Raw genomic sequence first — 12,871 nt, 5'->3', positions numbered from 1 at the left:
CTTTGGTTTGCGCATGGTCTTATCGAAAAACCGGTGTCCACTTTTTCGGATCATGCGCTAGAGCAATTCGGTCTTGAGACCGTTCGCCAGGAAATCGGCGAAGCGCCGCATCCGCTCCAGCGGTGCTTTCGTCGGCGGCCAGACAAGCTGGATCGGCATGCCTTCGGTCTCGAATTCAGCCAGCACGATCAAAAGCGTGCCTTGCTCGACGAGTTCTCTGATTTGCCAGAGCGGCAGTTGCGCGAGGCCGATGCCTTCGCCGGCCACCGCGCGGATCGCCGCAGCGCTGTTGGAGTGAAAGCGGCCGGAAACCCGGACCGCCTGCAGCTTGCCGCCGACGCGAAACGGCCATTTGTCGGCCCCGCCCGCGCGCAGCACGCAGTGATGGCTTCCGAGCTCATCTGGGTGTTTCGGGGTGCCATGCTCCGCGAGGTAGGCCGGCGTACCACACGTCACGACCCGCAGCGCCTGTAGCCGGCGCGCGGTCAGCTGTTCATCGACGGACTCACCGATCCGCACCGCCATGTCGAGGCCATCAGCAACAAGATCGACCTGATCGTCAGCTGCCTTCAGCTCGATCTCGACGTTCGGATAGAGCTTTAGAAAGCGGCCAATGATCGGCGCGACATAGGACGAGGCGAACAGCACCGGCGCGCCGATCTTCAGCGGACCCGAGACCTCGCCGCGGATGTTGGCAGCTTCGTTCCGCGCCGCGATGATTTCGGCAACGGCCGGCTTGATGCGCTCGTAGAACATTCGCCCGGCTTCCGTCGGCTCCGATCGTCGCGTCGTGCGCTTGATGAGCTCGACGCCGACGGCGCGTTCCAGGGCGATCAGCGAGCGGTTGAGGGATTGCAGTGGACGTCTAAGGTGGCGCGCCGCGGCGGCCTGACTGCCCTTCTCGACCACGGCCACGAATGTTTCGAGGTCGTCCAACCGTTCCATGCCGGGATCCCTCTTTTGCGATGCTGTATCACAATGGGGACAAGCACGATCGCTCCATCCGGGTTTCATCAGCATGAGGTCGCGACGCACGGTGAGCGAAGTAAATCGGCATCGGATGATTGCCGGCGCAGCAAAACCCGCCGCTGGTGACAGCGGCGGGTCTCTGCTCTATCGGCTTAGCCCCATGGACCGCGCGAAGCGGAGGTGCGGCCCCACGGGCCGCGGCGCGGGTAGTTACCGCGGTCGTTGACGGAAAGCGTTCCGCCTTGCGCGCCCATCTGCGCCGCGAGCTGCTGCAGCGCGGCGATGCGGTTCTCGGTCGAGGGGTGCGTCGTGAACAGATTGTCCATGCCCTGCCCCGACAGCGGGTTGATGATGAACATGTGCGCGGTTGCCGGATTGCGCTCGGCTTCCGGGTTCGGCACGACATGTGCGGCACCCGCGATCTTGCTCAAGGCCGACGCCAGCCACATCGGCTGACCGCAGATGCGCGCGCCGAGATCGTCGGCGGCGTATTCGCGGGTCCGGCTGATCGCCATCTGCACCAGCATGGCGCCGAGCGGCGCCAGGATCATCATGGCGATCGAGCCGATGATGCCGGGGCCGTGATTGTTGTCGCGGTTGCCGCCGAAGAACATGCCGAACTGCGCCAGCATCGAGATCGCACCGGCGATGGTCGCGGTAATGGTCATCAAGAGCGTGTCGTGGTTCTTGATGTGCGCGAGCTCGTGCGCGATCACGCCGGCGAGCTCCTCGCGGCTGAGCTGTTGCATCAGGCCCGTGGTGACGGCGACCGCGGCGTTTTGCGGATTGCGGCCGGTGGCGAACGCATTGGGCTGCGCCTCGTCCATCACGAACACGCGCGGCATCGGCAGGCCGGCGCGGCCGGCGAGCTCGGCCACGAGATGAACGAGGTCGGGCGCGCTATTCCGGTCGACCTCATGGGCGCCGTACATCGACAGCACCATGCGGTCGGAATTCCAGTAGGCAAATATGTTGGTGGCGGCCGCGATCACGAGCGCGATCATCGCACCGGTGGCGCCGCCGATCAGATAGCCGACGCCCATGAAGAGGCCGGTAAGACCGGCCAAAAGAATGGCAGTCTTCAGATAGCTCATTGTCGTCTCCTTAGCCCGCCCACGGCGGAGGCCGTGACTGGCATCCCAGAGGTAAGAATTCCCCTGGTGGCGCTGCAAGATACCGGGGTGCGTCGAGGCGCCGCGTTTGACCGGTGGAAACCGCCCCCCTCCAGCCGGATTACTGGAATGTAATCTGCACAACCCCGGCTGGTTTTCGTGGCTTCCCCACGGTTGCCCCGCGCCTCCTTGTACAATGCCAACACCGCCGTCTACATTGCCGGCAACGGACAGCGCGCAGGGTTTGTTCCGCCCAGCGAAAGTGAAGCGCCGAGCAATCGCGCTTGTTCGTCGGAAAAACTGGGAGGAATTGACTAATGTTCTCGCATGTCATGATCGGCACCAACGACCTCGAAAAGGCCAAGGCGTTCTACGACGCGTTGCTCGGCACGCTCGGCGTGCGGCCGGCCAAGGTCGATGGGCACCGGATCTTTTACTTCACCAAGACCGGCGTGTTCTCGGTGACCAAGCCGATCAACGGTCAGGCCGCCACGCCTGCCAATGGCGGCACCATCGGCTTTGCGGCGGATTCACCCGAACAGGCCGACGCATGGCATGCGGCCGGCATCGCCAATGGCGGCACCACCTGCGAAAATCCGCCGGGCATTCGCGAAGGTGCAGGCGGCAAACTCTACCTCGCCTATCTGCGCGATCTCGACGGCAACAAGATCTGCGCCATGCACCGGATGCCGGCGTAGCTTCCCTTCTCCGTCATGGCCGGGACATCTGCGCGAAGACGCGCTTCGCGCTTTTGCCCCGAGCATGACGAGCCAGTGACTTTGACCACGCATTGCAGCGCAATCGAAGGAGCCCGGGCATGAATCGATTTGTCAACTCGTTGGCTGCAGCCGTCACCTTATTCGCAGCTACCTCGCTGCCGGCCCATGCAGAACTCGACGCCGCCCAACTGAAGAAGGCGATCCAGGCCTCGATCGAAAGCGATTATCCAAAACTCGACGCGCTCTACAAGGATATCCACGCCCACCCGGAGCTTGCCTTTCAGGAGGTGAAGACCGCCGCCAGGCTCGCCGCGGAAATGCGCGCGCTCGGCTTCGACGTCACCGAGAACGTCGGCAAGACCGGGCTAGTCGCGATTTACAAAAATGGCGATGGCCCCACCATCATGGTGCGCACCGAACTCGATGCGCTGCCGATGGAGGAAAAGACCGGACTCGAATATGCGAGCCGCGACAAGGCCAACTGGAACGGGCGGGAAGTGTTCGTCGCCCATAGCTGCGGTCACGACATCCACATGGCGAGCTGGGTCGGAACGGCGAAGACGCTGCTTGGCCTGAAGGACCAATGGCGCGGCACGCTGATGTTCATCGCCCAGCCGGCGGAAGAGATTGTGGCCGGCGCCCGTGCCATGATTGCGCATGGCCTGTTCACGCGCTTTCCCAAGCCCGACGTCGCCTTTGCCCTGCATGCGGGCCCATTCTCTCATGGCACGGTCTTCTATCGTACCGGGGTCGGCACGTCTGCCGCCGACAGCCTCGAGGTGACATTCCACGGCCGTGGCGGTCATGGCTCGGCGCCGCACACGACCGTCGATCCCGTTACGATTGCGGCGCGGTTCATCGTCGACGTACAAAGCGTGATCAGCCGGGAAAAGGATCCAACTGAATTCGGCGTCGTGAGCATCGGCGCCATTCACGGCGGCACCGCTGGAAATATCATTCCCGACTCCGTGCAGATCTCCGGAACCATTCGCTCCTACAAGCCCGAGGTTCGCGCCAAGCTGCATGCCGGAATTGAACGAACGGCAAAGGCCGCTGCCGCCATGTCAGGCGCACCCGCGCCCGATATCAAGATCGCCGAGGGGGCCAAACCCGTCATGAACGATCCCGATGTGGTCGCCACCGCTGCTGATGCGCTGAAGACGGTATTTGGCGACAAGTTCAGGGTTTCGCCGCCAGGGACCGCCAGCGAGGATTTCTCCGAATTCGCTGCCGCCGGCGTGCCATCGATGATGTTCAACATCGGCGTCTATGACCAGGAACGCATCGACGCAGCACGCAACGGCGGACCACCGATACCGTCCAATCATTCGCCGCTGTTCGCACCGGTGCCGAGGCCGACCATCGAGACCGGCATCACCGCGATGACGCTCGCGGTGCTCAGCGCGTTCGACCAGAAGGCGCGGCGGAAGTGAGAAGCGGCCGCGGCGCCGCTTCCCATGAGGCGGAAAATCGCGTCCCTCCGCTCGCGCTTGTACAAGCCCCTTCCCGCCGTCTACATTGCCGGCCAACGAGCCGAGCGCGCGTCCGCGGGATCCACGATCCCTGCGCCAATGGGAGGAAATAATCCATGAAACACGCCTACATCCCGCGAACGACGACCTACAATCTCAATCCGGGCGAGGAACTGAACGATTTGCGCATGTCGGACGAGGTCCGGCCGCTGTACGAGCACGTCAAAAAATTCATCCGCGAAACCGTCGATCCGATGTCGGTCGAGTTCATGCGGCTTGGCGAGGCCAAGAAGGATCGCTGGAGCTTTACGCCGGAGCAGCTCGCGGTGCTGCAGAAGGCCAAGGACAAGGCCAAGGAAGAAGGGCTCTGGAACTTCTTCCTGCCCGATGCCGAGACCGGCGAAGGCCTGAAGAATCTCGACTACGCCTATATCGCGGTGGAGCTGGCGAAGAATCCTCTGGCCTCGGAGACCATGAACTGCTCGGCGCCGGACACCGGCAACATGGAAGTGTTGGAGCGCGTCGGCACCAAGGCGCAGAAGGAGAAATGGCTGAAGCCGCTGCTGGCCGGCGAGATCCGCTCGGCCTATGCGATGACCGAGCCGAACGTCGCCTCCTCCGATGCCAAGAACATCTCGACCACGGCAAAGCTCGTCGGCGACGAATGGGTGATCAACGGCGAAAAGTATTACATCTCCGGCGCCGGCGATCCGCGCTGCAAGATCATGATCGTGATGGTGAAGACCAATCCCGACGCACCGCCGAGCAAGCAGCAATCGCAGATCCTGGTGCCGATCGACACGCCCGGCGTGGAAATTCTCGGGCCGATGCACGTGTTCGGCCACGATCACGCGCCGCGCGGCCACATGCACTTGCGCTTCACCAATTGCCGGGTGCCGAAGGAGAACATTCTGCTCGGCGAAGGCCGCGGCTTCGAAATCTCGCAGGTCCGTCTAGGGCCGGGCCGCATCCATCACTGCATGCGCACCATCGGCAAGGCGGAAAAGGCGCTCGACCTGATGGTGTCGCGCGGCCTCACCCGTGAAGCCTTCGGCAAGAAGATCGCCCATCTCGGCGGCAATCTGCAGATCATCGCACAGGCGCGCTGCGAGATCGAGGCGATGCGGCTGATGGTGCTGAAGGCCGCGAAAGCCATGGACGTGCTCGGCAACAAGGAGGCCCGGATCTGGGTCAGCATGGTGAAGGCCATGGTGCCGGAGCGCACCTGCAAGATCATCGATCAGGCGATCCAGATGCACGGCGCCACCGGCATTTCGCAATGGAGCCCGCTCGGCGAAATGTACCAGGACGTCCGCCACCTCCGCTTCGCTGACGGCCCGGATGAAGTGCACTGGATGGTGGTCGGACGGCACGAGCTGAGCATGCCGTAACTTCTCCCCTCTCCCCGTTCTTCACGGGGTGAGGGGCTCTCACCACGCATTCGACTCGCGGAGAGTCCCCCTCACCCGCCGCGCTCAGGCGCGCAAGAGCGCTGCCGAGCGACCTCTCCCCGCAAGCGGGGCGAGGCAAGGACCTCCGCCGAAACAGTCGTAGGGTGGCAAAGGCGCGCAAGCGCCGTGCCCGCCACACCTTGCGCCCGCGCAAAATGGTGGGCACGCTGCGCTTTGCCCACCCTACGCGGAGCTCCTTACATGCAATACGATCCCGGCGACCTCAAACCCCGCGAGCGTTACAAGGTGCTCACCTCCTTTGTGCTGCCGCGGCCGATCGCGTGGGTGACTTCGCTCGGTCCGACCGGCGTCGTCAACGCGGCGCCGTTCAGCTTCTTCAACGTGTTCTGCGAGGATCCGCCGCTCTGCATGTTCGCCGCGAATCTGCGACCCGACGGGCGCGTCAAGGACACCGTGATCAACATCCGGCGGACTAACGAGTTCGTGGTCAACATGACCGACGAGCCCCTGGCGCAAGCGATGCATGAATCCAGCGGCGATTTTCCGCCCGATATCGGCGAGCCGGACTATCTGAACCTCAAACTCGCGCCCTCAACCAAGATCGTCGTGCCGCGGCTCGCCGATGCGCCGTTTGCGATGGAGTGCAAGACCTGGAAGGAGATCGACGTCAACGGCGACCGGCTGCTGGTGATGGGCGAAGGCATCCACTTTCACATCCGCGACGAATTGTGGGACCACGCCGCGATGCGCGTGCACATGGAGCGCTATCATCAGATCGGTCGCATGTTCGCGGACCGCTACTGCCCGTACGGATGACCGTGTGGTGTTTCCGCCGGCTGAGGGGACGAAGACGGCGGTGTAGACGTAGGATGGGTGGAGCGCAGCGATACCCATCAATACCGTTCGTGATGCTGATGGGTATCGCTTCGCTCCACCCATCCTACGGACTATGACGGCGGCCGGTGCGCGCGGAGGAAAGACCGGATCTGGCGCACCGCGAGCGGCACGCGCTCCTTCGGCTCCTTCCACGGAAACAAACTCACTTCCGCATTCGGCGCCAGCATTGCGCTTTCCATCGCGACCGCATAGGGATGCGCCGGGATATCGTCGGGCAGGATCAGCACCGGCGTCTGACATTGGCGGACGAAGTCGCGCGTCACCGTGAAGACGAAATCGGGATCGGTGCGATACATCCGCGTCAGGAATTTTTCGGCCTGCTCCATCGTGATGTCGGGCCGGCGCTTTGTCAGCTCCGGCGCCCAGCCGGTCATGTTGTTGTTGTAGAACAGATCACGCATTTCGGGACGCGAGCCTGAGGGCATCGCCAGCACGGCGGCAACCACACGGTCCGGCGCACGCTTGATCAGATTCCAGATCAGGGGACCGCCGATGCAGAAACCCAGCACCATGAATTTTTCGAAGCCGAGATGGTCCATCAGCGCGAGTTGATCGTCGGTGTGGGAATCCCAGGGGCGGTCGATTTCAAGCGGGCCGGAGGACTGGCCGGGCGGCGCGTTGCGCAGGTCGTAGGCGACGCAACGGTACTCGCCGCCGAATTCCTGGATGGCGTTGAACGGCGGATAATCGCCGGTGATGCCGGATATGTTCGAGTTCAGCCCGCCGCCGGCGATCAGGAGCAGCGGGAAGCCGGAGCCGGCTTCCTCATAATGGATACGAACGGCGCCTTTTTCGAAAAAGCTCATGGCGGTCTTCCCTCTTCCGGCGCTTTACGTCTTGGCGGTCTCGCCGATCTTGTCCTGCGTCTTCGTATCGAAATCGCTGGCCTCGTGCCGCTCGTGCAACTGGCTGGCCGGATCGCCGGAGATGCGATTGACCATGCGCCCGCGCTTCACCGCCGGACGCTTGGCGATCGCGTCGGTCCAGCGCTGCACATTCTTGTACTCGTGCACCGACAAAAATTCGCCGGCGCCATAGACCAGACCTTTTGCCAATGCGCCGTACCACGGCCATGTCGCCATGTCGGCGATCGTGTAGTCCTTGCCTGCGAGAAACTCGTTGTCGGCCAGGCGCCGATCGAGCACATCGAGCTGGCGCTTCACCTCCATGGCGTAGCGGTCGATGGCGTATTCGATCTTGGTCGGCGCATAGGCATAGAAATGGCCAAAACCGCCGCCGAGAAACGGCGCGCTGCCCATCTGCCAGAACAGCCATGACAGGCACTCCGCCCGCGCCTCGCCGCCGGCCGGCAGGAACGCGCCAAACTTTTCGGCCAGATGCATCAGGATCGCGCCTGATTCAAACACCCGGATTGGCGTCGGTCCGCTGCGATCCATCAGCGCAGGGATCTTCGAGTTCGGATTGACCGAGACAAAGCCGCTGCCGAACTGGTTGCCGTCGATCTTGATCAACCAGGCGTCGTATTCCGCGCCGCTGTGACCGGCGGCCAGAAGCTCCTCGAACATCACGGTGACCTTGACGCCGTTCGGCGTCGCCAGCGAATAGAGCTGGAACGGATGGCGGCCGACAGGCAACTCCGCCTCATGCGTGGGGCCCGCGATCGGACGGTTGATGGCGGCGAAGCGGCCGCCGCTTTCCTTGTTCCAGGTCCAGACTTTTGGCGGGGTGTATTCGGCGGGATCGTTGACGGGGGCGTCGGTCATTTCTTTTTATCTCCGGAGCCGCAGGGTGGGCAGAGGCGCGCCTGCGCCATGCCTACCACGCAAATGTGCGTGTTGAATATGGTGGCCACACTCCGCTTTGCCTACCCTACAGATCTACGTGATGGGCCCCGGCCGCAGGTGTACTCGGAGCAATGCTTCTGTGGCTGGCGTAGTCGAGATCGGCCATAATGGATGGATCGCTACAGCAGAGATCCTCCAGATGCTCCCATCACAGCGCGCCTTGTTCGAGATACCGCGCCAGATTTGCTACCTCAATGCCGCCTCTTACAGCCCGCTGCCGCTTCGAACCCTGGAGGCCGGGCGCGCCGCGGTTCTCCGCAAGGGCACACCGTGGACGCTCGAGGCCTCCTTCGCCAGCCAGCAGAATGAGCGCGCGCGCCTTGCTGCCGCCCGGCTGATCAATGCCGAGGCTTCCGATATCGCGCTGATCCCCTCGGTCAGTTACGGCGTTGCGACCGCCGCGAAGATACTGCCGATCGCCCGCGGCACGCGCGTGATCGTGCTGGAAAACGATCACTCCTCGCCGGTGCTCGAATGGCAGACCCGGGCCGAGGCGGAAGGGTTTTCCGTCGAGACGGTTCGGCAACCTGACGATGGCGACTGGACGTCGGCGGTGCTTGCCGCGATCGAACGATCCGGCGCCCCGCCGGTCAGCCTGGCCTCGATCTCATCGGTGCACTGGTCGGACGGCGGCCTAATCGATGTCGAGAAGGCCGGCGCGGCGCTGCGGCGACAGGGCGCTGCCTTCCTTGTCGACGCGACGCAGAGCACCGGCGTGCTGACGACCGACGTGAAGCGCCTTGACCCGGATTTCGTTATCTTCCCGACCTATAAATGGCTGCTCGGCCCTTACGGCCGCGCCTTTCTCTATGTTGCAAAACGCCATCAAGGCGGAATCCCGCTGGAGCAGACCGCGTCCGGCCGCCGCAACGTGCGCGCCGAGAACGCGGTCTATTTCACCGACCCCAGTTACGTCGGCGATGCCCGTCGCTACGACATGGGCGAACGCGATTATTTCATCTCGATGGAGATGGCCTCGATCGGCATGGAGATGATGGTCGAATGGGGAGCGCCCGCCATCGAGCAACGCCTCACGATGCTGACGGAGCGGATCGCGGCGGGCGTGCGCGGCATCGGCGTCAGCGTGCCCGACGTCCGTCTGCGCAGCCCGCATATTCTGAGCCTCGCCTTCAAGGGCGGGATGCCGGCGGGCCTTGTCGAAGGATTGGCAAGCGAGGGCGTCTATGTCGCGCCGCGCCTGGGACGCATGCGCATCTCGCCCCACGTGTACAATGACGAGACTGATGTCGATCGGTTCGTTGAGGCGTTGGCGCGGCGGCTGCGCGGCTGACTTGTAGGGTGGGCAAAGCGCAGCGTGCCCACCTCCAATGTTCGGCTCGTGATGGTGGGCACGCTTCGCTTTGCCCACCCTACGGGAGCTTATGACGCCGCCATCTCTCGCGGCGCTTCCGCCCGCTCCATCACAAAGCCCTCATAGCCCTTTGCCGCCACATCGTTGCAGATCTGCCGGTAGGGCCCGACGCCGCCGATATAGGGCATGAAGATGCGCGGCTTGCCGGGGACGTTGGCGCCCATGTACCAGGAATTGGCCTGAGGATAGAGCGTGGTGGCGGCGACCTCGTTGACGTGGGCAACCCACTTATCCTCCGCGTCGACCGTCGCCTCCATCGTGTCGAGGCCGCGGTCGCGCATATAGGCCATGCAGTCGGTGATCCAGTCGACATGCTGCTCGATCGAGACGATCATGTTCGACAGCACCGATGGGCTGCCGGGGCCGGTGACAACGAAGAGGTTGGGAAAGCCGGCGCTCATCAGGCCGAGATAGGTGCGCGGGCCCGCGGCCCATTTTCGGTTGAGCGTCTGCCCGCCGCGGCCCGTGATGTCGATCTTCGCCACCGAGCCCGTCATCGCGTCAAAGCCGGTCGCGAGCACGAGTGCATCGACTTCGTAATCCCTGCCCGCCACGCGCACGGCGCTTTCCGTGATCTCTTCGATCGGATTCGATTTGATGTCGACCAGCGTCACGTTCGGGCGGTTGAAGGTCGCGAAATAATCCGTGTCGATGCAGATGCGTTTGGAGCCGATCGGATGGTTGTTCGGCTGCAACAGCGTCGCCGTTTCCGGGTCTTTGACGATCTCGGCGATTTTTTCGCGGACAAAATCGGCGGCGGTGTCGTTGGCGGCCTTGTCGAGCGCGAGGTTGTTGTAGACCGACATAAAGGTGAGCCCGCCACGATTCCAGCGCGCCTCGTATTTCGCGCGGCGCTCGTTGCCGCCGTCATCGAGCGCGCCGCGGTCCGGCATCTCGGTATAGATGCCGTTCTTCGCGACTTCGCGCGCAAAGCGCCTGATCTCGGGATAGTTGTCGCGAAACTTCTGCCGCTCTTCCTGCGTCAGCGGCGCATTGCGGGCGGGAACGGAAAAGTTCGCCGTGCGCTGGAATACCGTGAGCTGGCTCGCCTGCTCGGCGATGACGGGCACCGACTGGATGCCCGATGATCCCGTGCCGATCACGCCGACGCGCTGGCCCGTGAAATCGACTTCCTCATGCGGCCAGTGGCCGGTGTGATAGACCCGGCCCTTGAAGCGATCGAGGCCCTTGATGTCAGGCATCCGAGCGTTCGACAGGCAGCCGGTGGCGAGTACGACGAATTTCGCCGTCACTCGCCTGCCGTCGGAGGTCGAGACCGACCAGAGATTGGTTGCCTCGTCGAACGCGGCGCGCTCGACGCGGGTATTGAACTGGATGTCCCTTCGCAAATCGAAGCGATCGGCGACGTGATTGGCGTATTTCAAAATCTCGGGCTGCGGCGCGTAACGCTCGCTCCAGTCCCATTCCTGTTGCAGCTCTTCCGAAAACGAATAGGAGTACTGCATGCTCTCGACGTCGCAGCGCGCACCGGGATAGCGGTTCCAGTACCAGGTGCCGCCGACGCCCGAGCCCTGCTCGTAGACCCGCGCCGTCATTCCCTGCCCGCGCAACCGGTGCAGCATGTACATGCCGGCAAAGCCCGCACCGACCACGACGACGTCGTAGCTCTCGGACGATTTGGCGGTAACGGAAGGCGTGGCGGACATGAAGGCTCCCTGAAAGATTATCTGTTTGCCCGTCAGCATTCTCTCGATAGCGTCAAAGCGCAAGACGCAAATCGGCGGCATGGCATTGCATATTTTGCGCGGTGGAATGTTTGCTCCTCATGGCAAGGGGCAAGGCCGCTTGGCATGCAAGCCTCCGATGGGCTAGCGTCTCGCGGAAAGCCGAGCAGCAATCTGGAATGCTGCCACCGGGAGGACAAGCCATGAAATCGCCGATCTGCGACATGCTGGGTATAGAATTCCCCCTGCTCGCCTTCAGCCATTGCCGCGACGTGGTGGCCGCCGTCAGCCGCGCCGGCGGGTTTGGCGTGCTGGGCGCGACTGCGCATTCGCCTGAAACCATCGAGCAGGAACTGAAATGGATTGACGACCACGCCGACGGCAAGCCGTACGGACTAGACGTGCTGATTCCCGAGAACATTTCGACCGCGGGTGAAAAGGACGTCACCTGGAAGAGCCTGGAAGCGCGTATCTCGCCGCAGCATCGCGACTTCACCCGCAACCTCCTGAAGAAATACGGCGTCGAATTGACAACGACCAATGTCGCCGACAACCAGCCGCAGCCGTTTGACGCGCAGCGTGCGCTTGATGTGCTCGAGGTTTCGTTCCGTCACCCGATCAAGTTGATCGCGAACGCGCTCGGCGTGCCGCCGAAGCAGATGATCGACATGGGCCGCAAGCATGGCGTGCCGGTGGCGGCGTTGGTTGGTTCGAAAGAGCACGCGCTGCGGCAGGTCGCAGCCGGTGTCGATATTTTGGTGGCGCAAGGCACCGAGGCCGGCGGCCATTGCGGCGAGGTCTCGACCATGGTGCTGGTGCCCGAAGTGATCAAGGCGATCAGGCCGGTGCGCGACGTGCCGGTGCTGGCCGCGGGCGGCATCATGATGGGGCGGCAGATGGCGGCGTGCATGGCGATGGGCGCGGCCGGCGCCTGGACCGGATCGGTGTGGCTGGCGACGGTGGAATCCGAGACCACGGAAATCTTCCGCGAAAAGATGATCGCGGCCTCCTCGCGCGATGCGGTGCGCTCCAAGGGTCGTACCGGCAAGCCGGCGCGGCAATTGCGCTCGGTATGGACGGATGCGTGGGACCGCGGACCGGACAGCCCCGGCGCGTTGCCGATGCCGCTGCAAAGCATCATCAGCCGCGACGCCTTCAACTCGATCGACCGCGCCGCCGCGGCCGGCAATGCGCAGGCGCGCGATCTCGTCAGCTACTTTGTCGGACAGGGCGTCGGCCTGATCGACAGTGTGAAATCGGCCGGCGCGGTGGTGCAGGAGTTCAAGGAAGATTTTGCCGATGCGGTGGAGCACATGAATATGCTGATGGAGGAGTGATTGCGAAACTCCCGTAGGGTGGGCAAAGCGAAGCGTGCCCACCACCTCCCAGCAAGACGCTAGATGGTGGGCACGGCGCTACGCGCCTTTG

Annotated in this window: 10 protein-coding genes and 1 pseudogene; 6 read left to right on the top strand and 5 right to left on the bottom strand. The window is 63.4% G+C overall.

Annotated features, from left to right (window positions below; translation table 11 throughout):
* Positions 1-57 precede the first annotated feature (57 nt).
* Both ACH79_RS22380 and htpX read right to left on the bottom strand, forming a co-directional pair.
* Positions 58-945 (bottom strand): LysR family transcriptional regulator, encoded by an 888-nt coding sequence (locus ACH79_RS22380; RefSeq protein ID WP_161852934.1) that lies wholly within the window; start codon positions 943-945, stop codon positions 58-60.
* Positions 946-1,121: 176 nt separating this feature from the next.
* A complete protein-coding gene (gene htpX, locus ACH79_RS22375; protein WP_161852933.1) occupies positions 1,122-2,063 on the bottom strand; it encodes a zinc metalloprotease HtpX in 942 nt (313 codons plus the stop codon).
* Between the two features lie 335 nt (positions 2,064-2,398).
* On the opposite strand from htpX, the gene ACH79_RS22370 reads away from it, so the two are divergent.
* The 4 genes and pseudogenes from ACH79_RS22370 to ACH79_RS22355 all read left to right on the top strand — a co-directional run bounded on the left by ACH79_RS22370 (position 2,399) and on the right by ACH79_RS22355 (position 6,546).
* Positions 2,399-2,779 carry a VOC family protein gene (locus ACH79_RS22370; RefSeq protein WP_161852932.1) on the top strand — a complete coding sequence of 127 codons (381 nt, stop codon included), beginning with the start codon at positions 2,399-2,401 and terminating at the stop codon, positions 2,777-2,779.
* Between the two features lie 119 nt (positions 2,780-2,898).
* A complete protein-coding gene (locus tag ACH79_RS22365) occupies positions 2,899-4,233 on the top strand; it encodes an amidohydrolase (protein WP_161852931.1) in 1,335 nt (444 codons plus the stop codon).
* Positions 4,234-4,388: 155 nt separating this feature from the next.
* On the top strand, positions 4,389-5,663 hold the full coding sequence (locus ACH79_RS22360; protein ID WP_161852930.1) for an acyl-CoA dehydrogenase family protein: 1,275 nt from the start codon (positions 4,389-4,391) through the stop codon (positions 5,661-5,663).
* A gap of 261 nt (positions 5,664-5,924) precedes the next feature.
* A pseudogene (locus tag ACH79_RS22355) lies at positions 5,925-6,546 on the top strand (flavin reductase family protein).
* Between the two features lie 85 nt (positions 6,547-6,631).
* On the opposite strand, the gene ACH79_RS22350 reads toward ACH79_RS22355, so the two are convergent.
* Positions 6,632-7,387 (bottom strand): alpha/beta fold hydrolase, encoded by a 756-nt coding sequence (locus ACH79_RS22350; protein ID WP_161852929.1) that lies wholly within the window; start codon positions 7,385-7,387, stop codon positions 6,632-6,634.
* A 24-nt stretch (positions 7,388-7,411) separates the two neighbouring features.
* Positions 7,412-8,305, bottom strand: a complete 894-nt coding sequence (yghU, locus tag ACH79_RS22345; RefSeq protein WP_161852928.1) for a glutathione-dependent disulfide-bond oxidoreductase — start codon at positions 8,303-8,305, stop codon at positions 7,412-7,414.
* Between the two features lie 220 nt (positions 8,306-8,525).
* Here yghU and ACH79_RS22340 point away from each other — a divergent pair, with 220 nt between their 5' ends.
* Positions 8,526-9,677 carry an aminotransferase class V-fold PLP-dependent enzyme gene (locus tag ACH79_RS22340; RefSeq protein WP_161852927.1) on the top strand — a complete coding sequence of 384 codons (1,152 nt, stop codon included), beginning with the start codon at positions 8,526-8,528 and terminating at the stop codon, positions 9,675-9,677.
* Positions 9,678-9,766: 89 nt separating this feature from the next.
* Here the strand turns inward: ACH79_RS22340 and ACH79_RS22335 are convergent, their stop codons facing one another.
* Complete coding sequence (locus tag ACH79_RS22335) at positions 9,767-11,425, bottom strand: NAD(P)/FAD-dependent oxidoreductase (protein WP_161852926.1); 1,659 nt, start codon at positions 11,423-11,425, stop codon at positions 9,767-9,769.
* A gap of 221 nt (positions 11,426-11,646) precedes the next feature.
* On the opposite strand from ACH79_RS22335, the gene ACH79_RS22330 reads away from it, so the two are divergent.
* The gene (locus ACH79_RS22330; protein ID WP_161852925.1) at positions 11,647-12,780 is read left to right on the top strand and encodes a nitronate monooxygenase; all 1,134 of its coding nucleotides are present in this window, start codon (positions 11,647-11,649) and stop codon (positions 12,778-12,780) included.
* Positions 12,781-12,871: the final 91 nt, after the last annotated feature.

The organism is Bradyrhizobium sp. CCBAU 051011 (assembly GCF_009930815.1).
Lineage (GTDB): Bacteria > Pseudomonadota > Alphaproteobacteria > Rhizobiales > Xanthobacteraceae > Bradyrhizobium.
This window is presented reverse-complemented; position numbering and strand designations above follow the sequence as displayed.